Origin of the sequence: Pedobacter sp. (assembly GCF_965279535.1) — a bacterium.
Lineage (GTDB): Bacteria > Bacteroidota > Bacteroidia > Sphingobacteriales > Sphingobacteriaceae > Pedobacter.
The window spans coordinates 2,315,319-2,335,594 of the sequence record NZ_OZ257244.1 but is presented as its reverse complement, the minus strand read 5'-3'; the positions used below and the strand labels follow the sequence as shown (position 1 = coordinate 2,335,594).

Genomic DNA, 20,276 nt, shown 5'->3' with positions numbered 1-20,276 from the left:
GAGGGCAAAACTAATCTAATTTGAGTATGATGATTACTTTTTGCACATTTTAATTTGCACAAATAACATACTTTTGAAAAAATTGTTTGATACTGATGCTTCATAAGGTTAGAGGGATTGTTTTAAAAACTACGAATTACAGTGAAAGCAGTGTAGTTGTTCAGGTATTTACCGACAAATTCGGAATGCAATCTTATATGATCAATGGTGTAAAGAAGCCTAAAGCCAAGATCAAAATGAATATGCTCCAGTCGCTTCATCTGCTAGATATGGTGGTTTACCATAAAGCCAATACGAGTATTCAACGTGTTTCCGAACTTCGACCTTCTCCAGTTTTTAAAAGCATCCCTTATGATGTAATTAAAAGCAGCATTGTAATTTTTTTAAATGAGGTGCTTTATAAAAGTATCAGGCAGCAGTCTGCTGATGACGGACTTTTTGATTTTATCTTCAATGCGATTGCCTGGTTTGATGAAAATAATGCAATAGATCCCAATTTTCACCTTTCATTTTTACTTAAACTCAGTCGATTTTTAGGTTTTTCTCCTAACAGCAATAGGAGGTCCGATCAAATTTACTTCGATTTGCAAGAAGGAGAGTTCGCCTCCAGAACACCTATCCATGCCCATTATCTTCAATTAGAAGATGCGCTATGCTTTATTGCTCTTCTTAATACACCGCTAGAAAAAATTTCTGAAATTAAATTGAGTAATAGTCAGCGCAGATTTCTTTTAGATAAGATATTGGTTTTCTATAACTTACACACGGCTTCATTCGGGGAAGTGCAGTCACATAAGATTCTGGAAACATTATTAGCTTAAAAAATTTCAAAAAAATCTTGCAGAACAATTTTATAGCGCTATATTTGCATTCCCAAACGGAAACGGAGGGTGAAAGTTTTTCGCGAAGAAAGACTAAATTATTGGAGGATTAGCTCAGCTGGTTCAGAGCACCTGCCTTACAAGCAGGGGGTCACTGGTTCGAACCCAGTATCCTCCACTATTTTACTTTATTGTAAAACCACAAATAAACCCTCGGAGGATTAGCTCAGCTGGTTCAGAGCACCTGCCTTACAAGCAGGGGGTCACTGGTTCGAACCCAGTATCCTCCACCCTAATGGACAACCTAGATAACTCTTCGGTTGTCCATTTTTTTTGCTCCACTAATTCCTTGTTAATCAGTGCAATATTATAGTTTAAATCATTCACCCTGGCGGTTCGAACTCTACCCTCATCATACATCAAATCTTCGGGATAACATGCACCAATTATCGCCCTACGCGTAATATTACTGCCATTTATATATTTGCGGAAAGCGAATTTAAGGTTCGAAAAGCACACAGTAAGGTCTGTCTCCAAATTTCTGCACGCCTCTATCAGGTCGGGAATTTGGGCTTCCAATCTGGTGATTTTCTCTTCTGATTCTTTTTTGATAATCGTAAAATCATTTACATCAAAAACACCTGACGCTACCAAATCCCTGGCATTAGCAACTTTGGTATTTAGTTCCCTGATCTGCCTTACGATATCCATTCTGCTGTCATGGTCGTCTTTATGTGCCAATTTATAGGCCTTTGTGATACATTCGATATAGAACTTGCTGTACAATGCCTGTGGGAATTTATCAGTCAGTTCCTGCTCTACAGTGTCATTAACTTCTTTTGCTTTATACCTGCTTGGACAGCCTTTAAAGCAGTGGTAATAGGTATAATGGCGGCTTCGTCCTTTAGAGGCACTTCCTGATAGCTATCGGCTGCAGATTGGACAGATCAAGAATCCCCTTAACTGCAATTGATCTATAGAGTCAACTTTCGTAGCCTCGGAAACCGGACTTACCTTGCGGGCATCCATCACTTCTTGTGCCCTGTAAAATAATCCTTCAGAGATTATGGGCGTGTGTATGCCATCTACTAGGCGTCTCTCTTCATCCTTGTATTTCGGAACAGTAACCTTACCGCAATAAACGGGATTACGTATAGCGATGTACAAATTATTTAAACCTCCCTTCAACCCTTTTAGCAGCGCTCTCCTATAGATTTCTTTGATGGTATAGTGACCACTAGCAATTTCTTCAAAGATCCACTTCATCGCAGAAGCGGAGGGTTCTACGGGTACAATATATTTTTTCCCGCTTTCATCGGTACAGTTTGCATAACCTAAAGGTGCAGCAGCAGCGCAACGGCCGGCTTTTCGCGCTGTACGCATCCCATTAATCACGTTGATGGAACGCCTGTCGTTTTCGACTTCTGGTGCTGCGAGGTAAAAGGCCAGCATCATCTTATTTTCAGGCACAGAAAGATCCAGGGGCTGTTCTATTGCCTGGGCTTCTACGCCTAGCTTTCTTAGGATATCAATCATGCTATAAGCATCACTAGTGTTGCGGCTAAATCTGTCCCATTTGGTGAAAAGCACCAGGTCAGATTTATATTTATTTCTTTTCAGATAAGCCAGCAGTTTGGTCCATACCGGACGTTTAAACGTTTTGGCAGAATGGTCCTCTAAAGTACCTGGCGAATGGTAATATTCTGGAGTGCACAGTATTTTCGTAAAACTTCCTCTTGGTTTCGCTGTGAATATCCCTTGGAAGCCTGTTCATCTGTACTCACTCTAATGTAAAGATCAGCAGACATGAATAATTTGGTTAGTATGCTGCTAATTTAATGAAAAAGAGGTGTTTAATCAATTTTAAACACCTCTTTTTAGTCCCTTACAAATCATCATCCTGTTCGGAATTATCCTCAATAAGCCCCTCTCCAATCATTTTGCGCACAAACCCTCTTGCTTCGGGTAAGATGTTGCTGCCGTCAGACATTTCCGGGCAATCAAATGCCCGTACATAAAGAATGGCATTCATTTCCTCGGTAAAGAGTTCCAATGCCACTCTGCCCAATCCAAATTTAGGGTAAGGCGAAAACATATTGGTAATTAAATACCAATCCTCTTTTTCATCATGTGCTTTAAAAGCAAAGTAATGGTTTGTTTTGATTTCAATGCCATTATCATAAAACCTTACGGTTAATTCACTGCGGTCTAAAACCACCTCCAGCAGTTTGCCCTTTGGCAACTCAACTGTTCTGGACACCTGGTCCTCTGTCAACTCTAATCTATTTTTATACATATACAGATAAAAATATTATACCGGCCTGCTTTTGTGAATGCCAAAATATTTTTTTTAGAAATATTTTACACCTGATCAAAACAGCGATTCAAAACTACACCTTGCTCCGTCGAAATCACCTTGGTACCCATATAGATTAATTTTCCTTTGAATAGCATTGCTATCAAGCTGCGCTTATTTTCTGTACTGGTTTTTTTATAAATACCATCCAGGGATAAGATTGCAGACTTGCTTTTTTGGAGGATATGGGATAGCTGCAGATCTAAATCAGGCATATTGTCTAACGTCTGCTTGTGTTGAGTTAGCAGCACATCTGCATCCACTTTGATTTCCTGATAGTCGGTTGGTTCAAGGTCACCACTTAACATCAGCTCTCTTGCTTTATGCAGCCGCTGTTTTAAACGTTCTATTTTTTGCTCGAGTTCAGTTCTTTTAGTGATGGTTACACCTTGCTGAATAGCGAGGCGCGTTTAAGAATTTTCTTGAATACAGGTTCGATTGCCGGGTTAATAATAAAGGTTTTTAGTAGAGCTACAAATGCGGTATTGACAGCTACAGCCTTGTACCTGCATCTACAGGATTTAAAGCCGTGGTAGTAGTAATAATAGGCTGATCGGCCTTTACTGGCACTACCTGACAATGCTGTTTGGCAATTTCCGCAGTAGAGGTATCCCCTTAATGGTAGCTGGTCAGGTACATAGATTTTTCGGCCTTTGGTTTTCCTGCCTGATAGTATTTCCTGAACCTTCCTGAACAAGGTTTCAGTGATGATGCCTTCGTGCTGCCCTTCTGCCCAATATTCTGGTTCATCTCTATAAGCTGGCACCAGGATTTTACCACAATAAACCGGATTACCCAGAATGGTATAAAAATTATTGCGCCAACTTTGAGCCCTTTTTTACATGCTACTCTCCAGATCTGCTCAGTGGTAAATTCTCCTTTACTGATTTCTGAAAATGCCCATTTCATAATGTCTGCCTGAGGGTACTTTGCAGCGATGTATTTGCGGCCGTTCTCATTGAAGTTCCCATATCCCACCGGTGGTGCCGATACAAACCGTCCTTCTTTCCGTGCCCTTCTCATGCCATAAAATACATTCAGAGCCCGGCGTTCGTTTTCCACCTGTGGTGCAGCCAGGTAAATCGCCAGCATCATTTTGTTTTCAGGAATGCTAAGGTCTAATGGTTGCTCGATGGCCTGGGGTTCAATGCCTAAGGCTTCTAAAATATTGATCATCTGATAAGCATCTCCTGCATTCCTGCTAAAGCGGTCCCATTTGGTAAACAGTACCAGCCCCTGGTAACGATGCCTGTGTTTTTTACCCTGCTTATATAGCCTTGCCAGGCTGGTCTTTTAAACGTTTTAGCAGAATGGTACTCATGGATCACCTCACGAACTTCGATCCCCTGGTTCAGGCAGTACCTGCGTAAGGTCTCTTCTTGGTTACGCTGGGAATAGCCTTTATCGGCCTGCTCATCGGTACTTACCCTGATGTATAGGTCAGCGGTACTCATGCCTGCAAAAGCTCTTCAATTAATATATCCGCCAGAAGTATTAAAAATGCCCTGATTGGTTTGGCCTCATGGAGGTTTACTTCCATGCCTTCCTTTTTTAAAAGACCAATCAGCTGCTCGGTTGTAATTTGCTGGTGATCCTGATGCAGTATTTCCATAGGTTTATTTATTTCACCAATATTGAAATTTCAGCTATAGCTATATCATCCCTTTTTTGGGGACTCCCCTGATTTAATTGTTTGCAATTATGGTAGTACTTTGATATATTATTATTGAGGACGCAGACGAACTGCAGGTCCAAGATTAACCTATCACTTAATAAAATATGGAAGCAACGCTTATCCAACTCGCAATTACCAATGGCCCATACGTTATCATTCTGGGCATTATATTTTTCTGGAGCAAAAGCCTGATCCAGTTTACTTTTTCAAGAGACATAGAAGAAAAAAAGTCCGAACTGAGCAAAAAAGAAGAAGATTACAAAGCAACCCTAGCCAGGGAAAACCAAAATTTTACCCATCAGCTCAACCAGAACCTGGAGGCACACAAAAACAAACTCGACCTGATGAAGCAGGAATCTCAGATTCAGTTTTCACACCTGCATTTGGAACGTGCTGGGGTGATCAGGGATTTGTATGCACACCTGGTTGAACTACATGGCGCGATGGTGGATTTTACAAGGACCATGCATTGGGTAAAAGAAGATGTCGATAAAGAAGAATCGGCCAGGGTAGATCGTTTTAATCAGGCCTTTAGTACATTTAAAAATTTCTACCTGCCCAAAAAACTCTATTTGGATAAAGGGATAGCGGCACAATTGGATGAAATCCTGGAGAAATATTGGTCTGAGGCATACGACTTCGACCTGGCCAAAAGGATGCTAAAAATGGGCCGCGATACGAAAGAATCCTATACCATCCAAATGGATAAACTAAACGCCATTTCTGAAAGGGTGGTGAAAGACTTTCCTCTGATCATCTCACAGATCGAAGACGAATTCAGGAAAATTTTAGGGGCAAAAGTGTAATTTCAAGGCTTAATATTACAACATGATCGAACAATATAACGAAATAGAGTGGCTAACAGGATTCCTGAACGGCGCGGGTGATCTTAAAGCAGAAGGTTTGGACAGGGTGAAGAATTTTTTATTGCTCTGGAACCTTTTTGAAGACGCAGGAATGCAGCAAGACCTTTAGCAGTATTGGTTTTCTTTTTCCGGTAATCAAAAGCCGGATATAAAGAGCAGATTGCTTTTTGTTTTTGGGAAACCAATTAAATCGGTACTGTTCTGAGAATTCCAGGGTATGCCGTTTTCTCGGTTCCAATGTGATGTGCAAATCCTCATCATCGTATAAGCGAATTGGAGTTATTTTGGGTTTTCGGAGGATTCTCGGCTCATGCCATTCTAACGACCAATGCCTTACCAGCATTGGTATGGCGGATAAGTTCGTTAAAAAAATCTTATCTGAATCATTAGGGTTGCCTGTCCACGCATAGCTCACGGAAAGGCCACGACTATCTCTGCGGTATTCTATAATCTTAATTATTGCAAGCGACCCTGCCACAATAAGGCTAATTGTTGCTACAACTGCGCTATAATAGGTGATGAGCGGAACTTCCATATATTTTTATTTGGGTTTGGGTCTGTTAATTTCCATTTGACTTGCACTGCCAAGGTCGCCTATACCCTGATGCAATTGTTAGCTAATCTATTAATTTTATTGCTTCCCAGGCAATTTTTTCAGTATGTAATCCTTGAAAAAAAATAGCTTTGTAAAAAAACGATTATGAGTGATAACCAGCACAGTCAAGAAGAACGCGATGGGTTCAAAGCCGAATTCGAACATCCAGCCATTATAGCGCAGTCTATTGCTGCAGCGTTAGCCCAACACCACGAAATTTATCTAGCAGATGATAAATTCGTAATGAAATTTACTGACTTCAACGATGAAGAAAACGGATTAGATAACCTTAAGGAAAATACAGAATCATTTACTACAGACATTACCCTGAAGAGATACACTAACGATCGATCAGAACTAGAAATCTCAATCCCGAACAATCAGGCACTGTTTATTGGAATTCCTGCAAAATTCTTTAGTGCTGCGGTAAACGATTTTAAGAAATTAGGTGATGAAAAGAAAAAGGTGACTCTTGATCTAAGATTTAGAGATCAAGAGTCTATTCAATTATCGAGCGAATTTTATTTTTCTTTCGAAGATCACATTAATGATTAACTTGGTTAACCAATAATTTTAGCAAAAAAAGGTTTCTCAATATAAATCCCAATCGCGTATTAGATGCAAATTAGCCAAGAAATAGTTCGAAAATGCGTAAGCAAGGGACTTTTTTTGGTTGATAACGTTTAAGGGATACCATTAAAACGCTAGCAAATAGCGATTTAACCTTAAATTCCATTCGAACCGTTTTACATGAACTGATCCTCTATTTATTCATCGAAAAATACAGTTTAACCATGTCGCTTCTGGAATAATTAGCCTAATTAGAATCCTGAAATGGTATATTCGGTTTGTAAATCAAGTATTTAGGCAGGAAAATGCAATTTTAATACGGCTACGCAAATAGGCTGCGTAGTTAGCATTTTATTTTGTGCCAGCGGTAAGTTAGCAAACTAAACCAGTTGGTAGAAATCACGGAAAATAAAATTAATATTCAAGTAATGGGTAGAACATTTGCACAAATAAAAGAAGATGGTTACGATACGTTAACAGAGCAAGAAATTAGCACTTTCAGAGATTCACTGGCATTAATACATGATGTCGTTAACAATAAATGGCCCAAGGAAATGAGTGAAGCATTTGATGTTTTTCTCAAAAATTATGGTTGGCATATTCGTTTATGGATGCATCCTAATGATCTGATACCTTACATCCAACAGGGACACGATGCGGTAGATAAATTTTTTATTAAGCAGTTACGCTTTTCGACGATTAAACTCCGAAGGCAATCTATAAAACAATTTCCTCATAGACGCCAAATGATCAATCGTGCATTCATCTCCCATTGGCAAGGTAACTATCTGGCATCGATACCACTCTTTCTAATTTTGTCAGAAGGGATATTTAGAGAGTTGACGGGAAATGATTTATTTTCCAAAAATCCTAAATCAAAGATGGCAAATATTGTAAAAGAAAGACAAGACGTGCAATTCACACCATTAATGATCCATATTATCGACGCAGTTAGCAATGGTGATATTATTGGTCTCCGATTTTCTAATGACGAGTACCTAAAGTATCCCAATGTTTTGAGTCGCAACAAGATACTCCATGGTGCAGATAGTGCATATGGCACCAAGGTTAATGCTTATAAGGCAATTTCTCAATTTGAATTTGTAATCGAAAGTGTATTTATGGCCTTTACTGGGAAGATAATCTAGGTTTTCCTGAAAAGATTAGTACTAGAGCTCATTGTAGTATTAATGTATAAGTAATTATATTTACTGAAAAATCAAGTTAAAACTCTCATAATAATGGCTAAAACCTTAGAACAAGGATTTGATACGTTTATATCCTGGTTAGAACCCCTAACCTCCGAACACCAAAAAGCAATCTCCCACAAGGCATCCGTTCAACGGTGCCTGGAAAATAAACATAATTGCACCAGAATGTTTGAAACGGGATCCTTTGGTGCTGGTACTGGAATAAGGCACAAAAGTGACACAGATTATTTTGCTGTTTTTCCTGCTGCAAATTTATGGGAAAACTCTGCGTATACGCTTAGGCAAATTAAAGAATCCTTGCAAGAAACGTTTCCTCGCACAGATGGGATAGTAGTCAATTCTCCCGCCGTAAGGATACCTTTTGGCAATTATGCATCGGAAATGTTAGAAATCACTCCTTGCTGCACCAACGATACTGTTACTACGGCCCACGGTAATTTCTATAAATACCATATACCAGACGGCTCAGGTGGTTGGCATGACTCCAGTCCAAGTGCTTTTAATGCTTATGTAAAACACCACGACAAGCGTTTGGGAGGGAAATTAAAACCGTTAATACAGTTGGTAAAAGCGTGGAAATACTACAATAACGCACCGATCAGCTCTTTTTATTTAGAAGTAAGAGTAACCAAATATGCAGAGGGGGAAAGTTCAATCATCTACGATATCGATTTGTACAGGTTTTTTAAGTACTTAAATGATAATGAGCTTCCATCAATTAATGATCCATTGGGCATTTCAGGACGAATTGCTGCTTGTTCTACAGATGATAAATATAATACCTCATTAACCAAAGTCAAAGCCGACTTTAAAAGAGCGGAAGAAGCTTATAATGTAAGGGATAGTAATTTAGATAAGTGTTTTGAGCGATGGAATATTTTTTTCAATTCTGAATTTCCAAACCGATAGCTATATGAAATCGAATTATGATCGCGTTAATGACATCAATAAACGCAAAAATTGGCTACTGTATATTTCAACGATAATAACATTATTGTTGTCTATAAATGAAAAGCAGCAGTTCACAAGTGGGGTTAAGGCATTCGATGTTTACATACAGGTTGTTGTTGCGCTGAACCTTGTACTTATCGTCGGTTATTTAATTTTTGATTTCCGGGCAACATATATTTTCTCCAGAGCAGAGCGGACACGCACGCTGCAATACCTAGATAACTCTTTTGATACTAATTTTGCTGGCCGAAAAGTCGAGAACTATTTTTCACAGGATAAACTGGCATCTGGATTTTACAAATTATCTGTGAACTGCTTTGAGAATATTTTTCATACCGTCAGCATTACAAGGGAAATGCAACCAAAAGCTTATGTAAAAGCAGTGGTCGTAGTTCTGGTATTTATATTTTCTGCGGCAGTAGGCGATAAAGGCGTTGTGAGGTCTATAATTGAAGCCATTTTACCTTTAGCCCTATTACAAGAAGCCATCAAGCTTTCTTTCTTTATTTTAAGATTGGAAAATTTACTCGATAACTTCAAGTCATTCTTTACATCAATAAAAACAAGTCATTTCGTCGATAAGGAACCAGAGGCTATGCGGTATGTTATCGAGTATGAAACCACACTTGCATGGGCATCCACCCCTTTAGATACCAAGGTGTTCTTAAAGTTAAGAGAGCAGCTAGCTTCCGACTGGGAGATCCTTAAGAAAGAATATAAAATTGACTCTTAATACTTTATTATTTTGCCCGAATTATTAATCGCTGCAATAATTTTAAAGGTGCTACTAGAATGAGAGACCAGTTCTCAATTTAAGAAGCTGGACTCCCAAAATAACATAGCATATTTGAAAATGTTTATCTTTTATACCAATAGTTTTAGCAAAAAAGATTTTTTTAGAATAAATCCCAATCGCGTATTAAATGTAAATCATCCAAGAAATGGTTCGAAATACGTAAGCAAGGGACCACTAAAGCTAGACATACAGTCTGGCTTTTTTTATTTAAGCCATATGCATTATCTCTACATCATGTTCAGTGCATCCCTAAACAAATATTACATTGGCCACACTTCAAACCTTGGAGAGCGGCTACAAAATGCAATGCTGATTAGCTGGATTACAAATCTCGCTTGTTGCTTTCAATGGTAATAAACGCAGGCAAATAATTGGGCGTACATCCTTTTGATACCATTTCGCCTTTGTAAAGGCCAGTCTGCTCTCCAAGGCTGATGCAGCGATTTCGATATTGTTTTTCGTAAATCCCAATCCAGCCTGCGGTGAAATTCATTGCCCATTGAACTTCTGGCTCTTCTTTGGAAATGTTGGCCTCAATTTTATTTAGCAATTCTGGAGAATTGCCAGGAGGTTTTTGCCCTGTCCATCTTAAACGTGCCTGGTAATACCAGAATATGCGCCGCTGAAGAACAGAATCACTGTCTTCCCACGATTCAATCAGCGCAATTGTTTTCTTGTCTTTTACCAGTTGGTTAGCCATAAACCAGTCCATCAGTTGGTTTCGCTCATCAAATGGGTGTGTCTGCATATCCTCATCAAGCGCATTAACAACCTCCTGTGAAATAAGTTTAGGGTCCATAATCAAGATGGCCAATAGCCTTGAGAAAAAGTGCTTAGCAGACCATAGCGCTAATGCCAGATCGTGATCCTTTCCGATTTCCTTTGCAATCTTTCGTAGATCTCCCAGTTTGGTGGTGGTGTTAATCTGACTCAAAATTTCTTCTGCTTTTGGATTAAGTATCATAGAGACTTCCTTTTATTAACTGAAAGTAACTAAAAAATCGGCATAATTCACCAAAGATGGTTATCACGGTAGATAGGGATATTATATCAATATTTTAGCCCTGGTTATTCAAAATTATATCCGAAATTGTGCCAGCAATTGTTAGTACTAATGGGTAATAAAATTATAAGGTTTATCTTCTTCGGAAACTACTTTGTCGGGATTCTGGCTGTTGCTTTAACCGTCGAGGCTACCCAACAGTTAAGGTTACCTTATCATTCTCTCAATTACTATTTATTGCTGTTTTTAGCCCCAACGGTTTATTACACCTATGCGTATAATAAGGTTTCGGTAAATCCCTCCAGTAATAACCCCAGAAATCAGTGGTATTACAAGCATAAGCTTTTTATTAATATAAGCCAAAAGGTGCTTTTTACACTCTGCATGATATTGGCAATTAATTTGTTGTACCAGAATTATAATAACTTTTTAAGGCTTCCTTTTATCTACTGGGCTGCTATTGCTGTAATAGTTTCGGCAGGAGCGTTATACTATGGGTTATTACCAAAATCTTTTCTTCAATTTAACCTAAGAAGCACTGGTTGGCTTAAAGCTTTTGTAATTGGTTTTGTGTGGGCATGTTGTGCGAATGTACTTCCTCTCATTATGCTTAAAATTGAAACCGGAATTGGCTATCACGATTCGGTACTCTGGACCTGGCTGTTTATCAAGAACTGGATGTTTTGTACCGTTAATGCAATTATTTTTGATATTAAGGATTATCCAACCGATGCCAACAAACATTTAAGAACATTCGTTGTACGATACGGGTTGCGCAGAACGATATTTAATATCCTCATCCCTTTATTGGTAATCGGACTCCTTTCACTTGGGGTGTTTGCCTATTTTAAAGGCTTTGGTTTTCCGCAGGTAATATGTAATGTACTGCCTTTCATCTTGACCATTCTTGTGGCCTATTCTATGCACAAGCGTAAAAACATTCTTTATTATCTGATGGTTATTGATGGGCTGATTCTTTTCAAAGCACTCTGTGGTATATTAGGAATGCAGTTTGTGCAATAAGTTTTTAATCAAATGCTAAATAACTACGACAGAATTGCTCCCTACTACGATCTACTCAGTAGAATGATATTCTTAAAATCGCAGGTAAATGCCCAGATTGATCAGTTAAAATACTTGCCCCATCAAGGCCGTGTACTCATTGTTGGTGGGGGAACCGGCTGGATTCTGGAAGAAATAGCTAAAGTAAAACCTGAAGGATTAAAAATTACTTACGTAGAAATTGCAGAAAAGATGATTGACCGGGCGAAAAAAAGAAACCTGGGTGAAAATGGGGTGCTTTTTTTACATTCAGGCATAGAGGATTTCGATACCGGTCAAGACTTCGATGTTATCCTGACACCTTTTCTTTTCGATAATTTTGAGCATGAAAGAGCATTATTTGTCTTTGAAAAACTGGACAATTGTCTCGTAAAAAGCGGCTTATGGTTTTGGGTTGATTTCAGTACATCAGGAAGTGGTGGCTGGTGGAAGCATGCGCTTTTGAAAACCATGTACGGTTTTTTTCGACTCATTAAAATGGTAGAAGCCAGCCATCTGGTTGATGTAACGCCCTTCTTTTTGCAACGTGATTATAAGCAGATCCAAACTAAACATTACTACCGAGATTTTATAAAGGCAGTTATTTATCAAAAATGACATTTATTTAATGCAACTATATTGCGTTTAATACTGAAATCAGAGATATTTGTTTTAAAAACAAATAAATATGGATTTCGAAGTTATTATAATAGGTGGAAGCTATGCTGGCTTATCTGCAGGTTTGGCACTTGGACGTGCCATTAGAAAGGTATTGATTATCGATAATCAGCAGCCCTGTAATGCTCAAACACCTTATTCTCACAATTTTTTAACTCAGGATGGTAAGAAACCCGCCGCTATTACTGCTCAGGCTAAGGCTGAAGTGCTGAAATATCCGACGGTTAGTTTTTTAGACGGAGAAGTAATTGCTGCCAGAAAAAATAACAATTTGTTTGAAGTGAGAACAGCTAATGGGGAAGAATTTACTGCCAGAAGAATACTTTTAGCTGGAGGTTTAAAAGACATTATGCCGGATATCAAGGGATTTGCAAATTGTTGGGGAATATCGGTAATCCATTGTCCTTACTGCCATGGATATGAAGTTAAGGGTGAAAAAATTGCTTTATTAATGAATGGTGAGATGGCTTTTGAAATGGCGCGCATGCTCCACCATTGGAATAAAGATTTAACCTTGCTTACCAACGGAAAATCCACATTAACAGATGAGCAGGTTCGGAAACTGACAGCCAATTCGATTAGGATTATTGAAGATGAAGTAGTTGAAATCGAAGAAGAAGCGGGGCAGTTAAAATCGATTGTATTTAAAAATGAACCGAAGTTGAACATTAAATCACTTTACGCTCGACCTGCCTTCATTCAGCATGCAGGTGTATACCAGAATTTTGGCTGCGAATTAACTGAAACAGGTATCATAAAGGTAAATGAACAATGCCAAACAACTGTTGCAGGGGTTTATGCGGCAGGCGATTGTGCCTCTCCTTTAAGAGGTTTATCTACTGTTACTGCGGTAGGTACCATAGCAGGTGTAATGATAAACAGGGAATTGATTGCTGAAGATTTTTAATCAGTCCAGTCTTCTAAAAGCATACCTCTGGGAAGTTAGCGACAGTATTACATCATTTGCATTAGAAAGCAATTGCACCAACAACGGCCGCTAAAAACATAATGGCAATTACAATGCGATCGGCAGTTACCCATTGCGCTTTAGTTAATGGTGTAGCTGTTTTCCTAGTACCCTGTGTCTTTGCTCGTACCAGTCTGAATATCGAGGTGTCTAGTTTAATAATCATGGGGAAAATGTTTATAGGTTATTTTCCAAATGACAAATGCCAGGCCAAAAGTTAAAGTAAATGTTTAATTGTTAATAACTTATATTTTTTTGTAAACTAAAACGATTGTGCATTTTCACATCTTAGCTTCCCATTAAAATTTTATAAGAGTCAGGTGTATAGAAAATAGTCTATCTGTTTATTAATCAGAAAAATAGGTGTATGTTTTAGCATCCATGTTTGATGTGGTACATAGCGTTTCTAACTGCCACTAGCCATGCTCTGGTTTATTGCTGCTTTCTATCCCCAATTTACTGTTTTTCTTCCCATAGCCATAATAGATGGCTAAACCAATCAGTAACCAAACAGCTAATCTTATCCAGGTTTCCCAAGGCAGGAAAACCATCATGGCAACACAAGTTAAAATACCTAAAATCGGAATGAGTGGTACCAGGGGAACTTTAAACGGACGTTTCGCTTCCGGATTAGTTTTTCTTAAAATTAATATCCCTACACATACCATTAAAAAGGCAAGCAGCGTACCTATACTGGTCATTTCTCCTACAACATTGATGGGAACAAAAGCCGCAAATACCGCAATAAACAGGCAAAGCATTAAGTTTGATTTCCAGGGTGTTTTAAATTTAGGATGAATATCCGAGAAAATCTTAGGCAATAATCCATCTTTACTGATCGAGTAAAACATCCGCGATTGCGCCATTAAATCGATGAGAATGACAGAGGTATAGCCGATCAAAATGGCTAAAATAATGGCTTGACTTAGCCAGGCATATGGCGTTTTCTGAATGGCAATGGCAACCGGAGCGCCACTGTTTGCAAATTCTTTATAATTGGCTAAACCCGTCATAACATGTCCGAAAAGCCCAAAAAGCACCGTACATACCAGCAGCGAACCAATAATTCCGATTGGTAAATCCCTGGACGGATTTTTAGTCTCTTGTGCAGAGGCAGCTACTGCATCAAAGCCAATAAATACAAAGAATACTAATCCTGCGCCACGCAAAACGCCACTCCAGCCAAAATGCCCGAATGTGCCGGTATTCTCAGGGATATAGGGATGATAATTCGAGGGATCGATATATTTCCATCCCAGGGCAATGAAAACAAGTACTACGCCTACTTTTAAGAATACAATAATACCATTTACAATGGCTGAGCCCTTGGTGCCCCTGATCAAGATAGCTGTCATTAATACCACTACCAAAGCTGCGGGAATATTGATAATCCCATTCACTGTACTTCCATCTGCAAGTTTAGCACTTTCGAAAGGCGAGAGGGTAAGCTGTGCAGGAAGGTATATGCCCATGCTGCTTAAAAATTTAGTTAAATACTGCGACCAGCTAATGGCAACTGTAGCACAGCCAACAGAGTATTCGAGTACTAAATCCCAGCCAATAATCCAGGCAAATAATTCGCCCATAGTGGCGTAAGAGTAGGTATAGGCACTGCCTGCCACAGGAATCATTGAGGCAAATTCGGCATAACATAATGCCGCAAAACCACAGCCTAGAGCAGCAATTACAAATGATAGGGTAACCGCCGGGCCAGCATGATTGGCTGCTGCCAAACCCGTTATTGAAAACAGGCCTGCACCCAAAGTAAGACCAACACCTATTAAAATAAGGTTAACAGGGCCTAAGGTTCTCTTTAATGTACCTTCACCACCTTCATTAGCTTCGGCAACAATGCTTGTAATGGTTTTTTTCATGAATATTAAGTTTTTATTCCAAATGAAAGCAGTCTGGCGTGGCAATAAGGTATACTTTTAAAGTATAGCTCAAGCACGCAAAAAGGGTTTCATGAAAATAAATTAGAGTGCAAAAATATTAAAATATATTAATTCTATGGTATAAGTATAGAATATACTGTGTGATGTACAATCTGTTTATTATATCGTAAAGATTGGTATGTTTCCAACAATATATTTTTCTTTTTTGAATAGATCATACTATTCGGCAAAATTCTTATTAAAATTATTTAACTGATAATCAGTGTTTTAGAATAATTATTGAAATTATCTTAGTACTATGTATTGCATAGTACATTATTTAACATATATCTTTGTATTATGATAGCAGAAAATACGCAAACACAAATGCGGAAGGGAATTCTGGAATACTGTGTTTTATCCATCATCTCCAGGGGCGAGATTTATGCCTCTGATATTATTGCCGAATTAAGGGCGGCAAAGCTACTGGTGGTGGAAGGCACATTATATCCATTATTAACACGGCTTAAAAACAATGGTTTATTGAGCTATAACTGGGTAGAATCTACCTCGGGCCCTCCCCGTAAATATTATGCCTTAACTGAAGACGGTAAGGGTATTTTATCTCAGTTAGACCAAACCTGGCAAGAGCTGGCTTATGCTGTGGTGGTATCACAAAAAGGAGCCGAATCGTAATTAATTATCAGAAAAGAAATGGAAAAGACCATCATCATAAATATAGGCAATACCATCATTCATATTGAGGAGAGTGCCTACGAACTCTTAAAGGCGTACCTTATGGAGGTAAAACAACATTTTGCCAACAACGCCGACGATTTGGAAATCGTTACAGATATCGAAAACAGAATTGCTGAGCTTTTAACCGAGCAGTTAGAAGAACAGAAAAAACAAGTGGTAGATGCCAGCAATGTAAATGCAGTGATTGGACAAATGGGCAGGGTAAAAGATTTTGAAACCCTTGAAGAAGGGGAAGAAGAACCTGTAATTAACCAACAGTTCCACTACCAATCGGCAGATAAAAAATTATACCGCGACATGGACGAACGCGTAATTGCGGGAGTTTGTGCAGGGATCGGGCATTTCATAAATATCGAATCTAAATGGGTTAGGCTTATAGCTTTGCTAACCATTCTTTTCGGGGGGCTGGGTATTTTAGTATACGCCTTATTGTGGATCATCATGCCCAAAGCAAAATCTCGTATTGAGAAAATGGAAATGAAAGGCGAACCTGCCAACCTACAGGGTTTTCAAAGGAATTTAGATGAAGAATTACAGGCAGTTAAAGAAAGGCTATCAGAAGTGAATAAGCGCTCTCAGCCACTATTTGCCCGCTTCGGAATGTTTATCGGCGAATTTTTCGAGTGGCTCGGACGCTTCATCTCAGGTACAGGAAAATTAATTTTCAAAATAATTGCTGGCTTTATTGTAGTATTTGGGGTGTTATTCCTGCTTGCACTAATCATTTCAACAGCCGCATTTTTTGGCTTTTGGGATGGAAGTACACAAGACTACTTTTTCCTTTCTATTGTAGACGATAGTCATAGGGGAATCGTACTTCTCGGAGCCTTTATCGTATTGTTTATTCCCATACTGGCCCTTGTTCTTTTCTCTATCCGTGTAGCTTTTAACAAACAGGCCATCAATAAGATTCTTTCTTTTGCTTTATTAATTATCTGGTTAATAGGTGTGGCCATTACGGGATATCAGGTAGCTAAAATCACTTCGGAGTTTAAAGAACATGCAGAGCTTTCACAAACAACAGAACTTAAGGTAGCTAAAACATACGTGGTAGATATTGATAAGACCAAGTTTTTCAGCAAAGAAGACAGTTTGCTCTACCATATAGACCACGATTTTAAAAACCGGATTGTGGTAGATGATTTCGAGCATCACCCTTTTCGTACGCCAAGATTTGCCCGGATAAATATTCAAAAGAGTGAAGGCAATGCAACCAGTGTTACGCAAACCTACGAGTCGCAGGGTAAAACCTACCAGTTGGCTTTGCAAAATGCACAGAACATCAGCTACAATTATGTGGTTAAAGATTCTTTACTGCTGTTTAGTCCGAGGTTTCAACTGAGAAAGGGAAGTATCTGGAGAGATCAGGAAGTATGGGTTAATTTAAAAGTACCCGTAGGAACCAGGCTGATTTTAAAGCAGGATGCTTATCGCTACATCAGCAATTATTATGGCTGGAGTTGTAATGATAAAGGAGAAAATGAAGATGATTACAGTGTTTGGATTATGACTGAAGACGGATTAAAATGTAAGTATGAATTGGATCACCCAGAAGAAAAAAGCGAAGACCAGTAAAAAATTAATACTGTTTTAGTCCCTGGAGCGTGCTTTGCTGCCTGGGGGTAAAGCACGCTAACCGAAAAAAACATGAAAAAGTTATTCGTATTAATGACATGCCTGATGGCATGGGGGACTCTTTTTGCCCAAAAATTGAGCAAAATATCCGGCAAAATAGTGGATGAAAAAGCACAACCTGTAGCATTTGCTGTGCTGAGTTTGAAGAACATCCAGGATACTGCAACTGTAAAAAAGACCGCAACCAATATTGATGGGGAGTTTAGTTTAGACCAGGTAAAACCCGGGCATTATAAGCTCAGCGTTTCTATGCTGGGTTTTAAAACCAGACAAATTCCGGATTTGATTGTATCTGGCGATCAAAAACTTGCTGCAATAACCATCCAAAGCACGGCGAAGCAATTAAAGGAAGTAAGTGTTGAAGCTAAAAAACCTTTTATTGAGCATCAGATCGACAAAACGGTATTGAATGTTGAAAATAGCATTACCTCAGCCGGCGGAACGGCATTAGAAGTATTAGAAAAAGCACCTGGTGTGCAAATTGACAGGCAAAGCGATCAGATTAAACTCAACAATAAATCTGGTGTAGTGATTATGATCGATGGCAAAACCAATTTCCTTTCAGGGGCCGATGTAACTACTTTACTTAGCAATATGAGCAGTGATCAGATTGCCACTATCGAACTGATAACCAATCCTTCTTCCAGGTACGATGCAGCCGGAAACGCCGGAATTATCAACATTAAACTGAAACGCAACAAAGCTTTCGGTACAAACGGTGTAGCTACGTTTAATTTTGGTCAGGCGTTTATGCCAAACGCTCCAAACGACATCAATCGCACCGCGGTGAATATCAATTTAAATCACCGGCAAGGAAAATGGAACATATTTGGTAATGGCGCTTTTATGAATAAAGCTAACTTTAACAATATTGTAGTAGACAGGACTACTGCATCTTCAGGATTAGCCAGTACCTTAAACCAAAATTTTAATCGCTTAAACCGTGGCAATGGGTTTCAGGGGAAATTGGGTGCGGACTACTATGTATCAGAGAAAACTGTATTTGGCGTTATGCTGGATGCGAATACCATTAAAACTAAGCTTAGCAATGTAAGCAGAACCAATATCAGTGAGCTGCAAAATGGTAATGCAAACTCAAGTGCCATTCTGCAGGATGCTTCTTCGAGCTCCCCGATAGGTAACCTGACAGCCAATTTCAACATCAAGCATGATTTTGATAAAAAAGGCAAAAGCATCACCTTTGATGCCGATTATTCGGGCTTTAGCAATAAAAAAGATGAAGGTTTTTTGGCCGATTACCTAAACGGTGCCGGATCTTCTACCAATAATACAGCCTTGCGCAATTATACCAATGCCCAAATTGATGTGTATGCTGCAAAAACCGATTTAACGCTCCCATTAAGCAAAAAGATGAAAATCGAAACTGGTTTAAAAAGCAGCTATGTTATTACCAACAACGATTTTATTTCTGAGCAGTTTATTCGTGGGGTATGGCAAAATGATACCGGCAAATCTAACAACTTTGTATATAAGGAAAATATCAATGCGGCATACATGAACTTAGCCAAAGAGTGGGAAAAATGGCAGGTACAGATAGGGGTAAGGGCAGAGCATACCCATTCTAACGGGCAATCGGTAACCGATAATAAGGAGGTAGATCGTAACTATCTTTCTATTTTTCCAACAGTTTTTCTGAATCAGAAAATCAATAAGAACAATAATATCCGCTATTCTTATAGCCGCAGGGTAGATCGCCCCAACTATCAACAGTTAAACCCATTTGTTTTTTATATGGACCCATTGGCGGTTGATCAGGGTAATCCTTACTTAAAACCTCAGTTTACCGATAATTACGAAATTAATTATAGTTACAAACAAGCTTCAATTTCAGTTAATTACTCTGACACACGCGATATGATTACGCAGATTAGTCAGCAGGATGATGCTACGCGAATCGTAAAAGTAATCCGTCAGAATTTAGGACGTGCGCAGAATTATTCGGCCAATATTTCCATTCCTTTTAAAATCGCCAAATGGTGGAATATTCAGAACAATGGAAGTATTTACTTCAGCAAGTTTGAAGATGGAAATCTGGAAGGTGCAAGTTATCAGGCCAGTAAAGTGGCTTTTAATATTTATACTTCCAATTCTATTACACTGCCTAAAAACTTCAGTATAGAAGTTAGCTTCTGGTTAAATAGTCCGAGAGTAAACGGTGTAGAGCAAACTACCATTACCCAATACGCGGTAAATGCCGGAATACAAAAAACAATGATGGATAAAAAACTTAAGTTCAGGTTAAACATGGACGATATCTTTTTAACCAACCGTTGGGAAGGGAAACTGGTATACCAAAACCTCAACATGACTGTTGCTAATCGCTATACCAGCAGGAGAGCCAATTTCAGCATCAGTTATGGTTTCGGAAATCAGAATGTAAAATCAGCAAGATCAAGAAATACTGCCGGAGATGATTTGAAGAATAGGGCGGGTTCTTAGGGGAGTCTTAAGTCTGTA

23 protein-coding genes, 2 tRNA genes and 1 pseudogene are annotated in these 20,276 nt (G+C 38.9%); 15 read left to right on the top strand and 11 right to left on the bottom strand.

The window, feature by feature from the left end; translation table 11 throughout:
* Positions 1-95 precede the first annotated feature (95 nt).
* From recO to ACQY77_RS09250, 3 genes are all read left to right on the top strand, one after another.
* On the top strand, positions 96-821 hold the full coding sequence (recO, locus tag ACQY77_RS09260) for a DNA repair protein RecO (protein ID WP_421938262.1): 726 nt from the start codon (positions 96-98) through the stop codon (positions 819-821).
* Between the two features lie 103 nt (positions 822-924).
* A tRNA-Val gene (locus ACQY77_RS09255) sits at positions 925-999 on the top strand.
* Between the two features lie 37 nt (positions 1,000-1,036).
* Positions 1,037-1,111: transfer RNA gene (locus tag ACQY77_RS09250), tRNA-Val, on the top strand.
* Between the two features lie 634 nt (positions 1,112-1,745).
* Here the strand turns inward: ACQY77_RS09250 and ACQY77_RS09245 are convergent.
* The 7 genes and pseudogenes from ACQY77_RS09245 to ACQY77_RS09215 all read right to left on the bottom strand — a co-directional run bounded on the left by ACQY77_RS09245 (position 1,746) and on the right by ACQY77_RS09215 (position 4,789).
* Complete coding sequence (locus tag ACQY77_RS09245) at positions 1,746-2,441, bottom strand: recombinase family protein (protein ID WP_428430144.1); 696 nt, start codon at positions 2,439-2,441, stop codon at positions 1,746-1,748.
* Between the two features lie 265 nt (positions 2,442-2,706).
* The gene (locus ACQY77_RS09240; protein ID WP_421938263.1) at positions 2,707-3,117 is read right to left on the bottom strand and encodes a hypothetical protein; all 411 of its coding nucleotides are present in this window, start codon (positions 3,115-3,117) and stop codon (positions 2,707-2,709) included.
* Positions 3,118-3,182: 65 nt separating this feature from the next.
* The gene (locus ACQY77_RS09235; RefSeq protein ID WP_421938264.1) at positions 3,183-3,485 is read right to left on the bottom strand and encodes a hypothetical protein; all 303 of its coding nucleotides are present in this window, start codon (positions 3,483-3,485) and stop codon (positions 3,183-3,185) included.
* 74 nt (positions 3,486-3,559) lie between these two features.
* Positions 3,560-3,943: a hypothetical protein gene (locus tag ACQY77_RS09230; RefSeq protein WP_421938265.1), complete on the bottom strand. Its 384-nt coding sequence runs from the start codon at positions 3,941-3,943 to the stop codon at positions 3,560-3,562.
* A gap of 290 nt (positions 3,944-4,233) precedes the next feature.
* Positions 4,234-4,404 (bottom strand): annotated as a pseudogene (locus ACQY77_RS09225) (recombinase family protein); the annotation flags it as partial.
* Positions 4,350-4,631, bottom strand: a complete 282-nt coding sequence (locus ACQY77_RS09220) for a recombinase family protein (RefSeq protein WP_421938266.1) — start codon at positions 4,629-4,631, stop codon at positions 4,350-4,352. The gene ACQY77_RS09220 and the pseudogene ACQY77_RS09225, both read right to left, overlap by 55 nt.
* A complete protein-coding gene (locus tag ACQY77_RS09215; protein WP_421938267.1) occupies positions 4,628-4,789 on the bottom strand; it encodes a hypothetical protein in 162 nt (53 codons plus the stop codon). The genes ACQY77_RS09220 and ACQY77_RS09215 overlap by 4 nt, the downstream gene beginning before the upstream one ends.
* Positions 4,790-4,956: 167 nt before the next feature.
* Between ACQY77_RS09215 and ACQY77_RS09210 the strand changes: the two genes are divergently transcribed.
* Positions 4,957-5,658 (top strand): hypothetical protein, encoded by a 702-nt coding sequence (locus ACQY77_RS09210; RefSeq protein ID WP_421938268.1) that lies wholly within the window; start codon positions 4,957-4,959, stop codon positions 5,656-5,658.
* Positions 5,659-5,776: 118 nt separating this feature from the next.
* On the opposite strand, the gene ACQY77_RS09205 is transcribed toward ACQY77_RS09210, so the two are convergent.
* The gene (locus ACQY77_RS09205) at positions 5,777-6,253 is read right to left on the bottom strand and encodes a hypothetical protein (RefSeq protein ID WP_421938269.1); all 477 of its coding nucleotides are present in this window, start codon (positions 6,251-6,253) and stop codon (positions 5,777-5,779) included.
* Between the two features lie 165 nt (positions 6,254-6,418).
* On the opposite strand from ACQY77_RS09205, the gene ACQY77_RS09200 reads away from it, so the two are divergent.
* From ACQY77_RS09200 to ACQY77_RS09180, 5 genes are all read left to right on the top strand, one after another.
* Complete coding sequence (locus ACQY77_RS09200) at positions 6,419-6,868, top strand: hypothetical protein (RefSeq protein WP_421938270.1); 450 nt, start codon at positions 6,419-6,421, stop codon at positions 6,866-6,868.
* 404 nt (positions 6,869-7,272) lie between these two features.
* On the top strand, positions 7,273-8,031 hold the full coding sequence (locus tag ACQY77_RS09195) for a hypothetical protein (RefSeq protein WP_421938271.1): 759 nt from the start codon (positions 7,273-7,275) through the stop codon (positions 8,029-8,031).
* Between the two features lie 93 nt (positions 8,032-8,124).
* The gene (locus ACQY77_RS09190) at positions 8,125-9,003 is read left to right on the top strand and encodes an SMODS domain-containing nucleotidyltransferase (RefSeq protein ID WP_421938272.1); all 879 of its coding nucleotides are present in this window, start codon (positions 8,125-8,127) and stop codon (positions 9,001-9,003) included.
* A 4-nt stretch (positions 9,004-9,007) separates the two neighbouring features.
* Positions 9,008-9,778: a hypothetical protein gene (locus ACQY77_RS09185; RefSeq protein WP_421938273.1), complete on the top strand. Its 771-nt coding sequence runs from the start codon at positions 9,008-9,010 to the stop codon at positions 9,776-9,778.
* Between the two features lie 120 nt (positions 9,779-9,898).
* Positions 9,899-10,195: a GIY-YIG nuclease family protein gene (locus tag ACQY77_RS09180; RefSeq protein WP_428430131.1), complete on the top strand. Its 297-nt coding sequence runs from the start codon at positions 9,899-9,901 to the stop codon at positions 10,193-10,195.
* On the opposite strand, the gene ACQY77_RS09175 is transcribed toward ACQY77_RS09180, so the two are convergent.
* A complete protein-coding gene (locus ACQY77_RS09175; RefSeq protein ID WP_421938274.1) occupies positions 10,164-10,805 on the bottom strand; it encodes a DNA alkylation repair protein in 642 nt (213 codons plus the stop codon). The two genes, ACQY77_RS09180 and ACQY77_RS09175, sit on opposite strands and share 32 nt — an antisense overlap.
* Positions 10,806-10,955: 150 nt before the next feature.
* Between ACQY77_RS09175 and ACQY77_RS09170 the strand changes: the two genes are divergently transcribed.
* From ACQY77_RS09170 to ACQY77_RS09160, 3 genes are all read left to right on the top strand, one after another.
* Positions 10,956-11,867: a hypothetical protein gene (locus ACQY77_RS09170; RefSeq protein ID WP_421938275.1), complete on the top strand. Its 912-nt coding sequence runs from the start codon at positions 10,956-10,958 to the stop codon at positions 11,865-11,867.
* A gap of 12 nt (positions 11,868-11,879) precedes the next feature.
* Entirely contained in the window at positions 11,880-12,503 is a 624-nt protein-coding gene (locus ACQY77_RS09165) for a class I SAM-dependent methyltransferase (protein ID WP_421938276.1), read from the top strand.
* A 70-nt stretch (positions 12,504-12,573) separates the two neighbouring features.
* A complete protein-coding gene (locus tag ACQY77_RS09160; RefSeq protein WP_421938277.1) occupies positions 12,574-13,470 on the top strand; it encodes an NAD(P)/FAD-dependent oxidoreductase in 897 nt (298 codons plus the stop codon).
* A gap of 61 nt (positions 13,471-13,531) precedes the next feature.
* Here ACQY77_RS09160 and ACQY77_RS09155 read toward each other — a convergent pair whose 3' ends face one another.
* Positions 13,532-13,696 carry a hypothetical protein gene (locus ACQY77_RS09155; protein WP_421938278.1) on the bottom strand — a complete coding sequence of 55 codons (165 nt, stop codon included), beginning with the start codon at positions 13,694-13,696 and terminating at the stop codon, positions 13,532-13,534.
* 250 nt (positions 13,697-13,946) lie between these two features.
* On the bottom strand, positions 13,947-15,404 hold the full coding sequence (locus ACQY77_RS09150) for an amino acid permease (protein WP_421938279.1): 1,458 nt from the start codon (positions 15,402-15,404) through the stop codon (positions 13,947-13,949).
* Positions 15,405-15,764: 360 nt separating this feature from the next.
* On the opposite strand from ACQY77_RS09150, the gene ACQY77_RS09145 reads away from it, so the two are divergent.
* The 3 genes from ACQY77_RS09145 to ACQY77_RS09135 all read left to right on the top strand — a co-directional run bounded on the left by ACQY77_RS09145 (position 15,765) and on the right by ACQY77_RS09135 (position 20,258).
* Positions 15,765-16,100: a PadR family transcriptional regulator gene (locus tag ACQY77_RS09145; RefSeq protein ID WP_421938280.1), complete on the top strand. Its 336-nt coding sequence runs from the start codon at positions 15,765-15,767 to the stop codon at positions 16,098-16,100.
* 18 nt (positions 16,101-16,118) lie between these two features.
* On the top strand, positions 16,119-17,738 hold the full coding sequence (locus ACQY77_RS09140; RefSeq protein WP_421938281.1) for a PspC domain-containing protein: 1,620 nt from the start codon (positions 16,119-16,121) through the stop codon (positions 17,736-17,738).
* Between the two features lie 72 nt (positions 17,739-17,810).
* The gene (locus ACQY77_RS09135) at positions 17,811-20,258 is read left to right on the top strand and encodes a TonB-dependent receptor domain-containing protein (protein ID WP_421938282.1); all 2,448 of its coding nucleotides are present in this window, start codon (positions 17,811-17,813) and stop codon (positions 20,256-20,258) included.
* Positions 20,259-20,276: the final 18 nt, after the last annotated feature.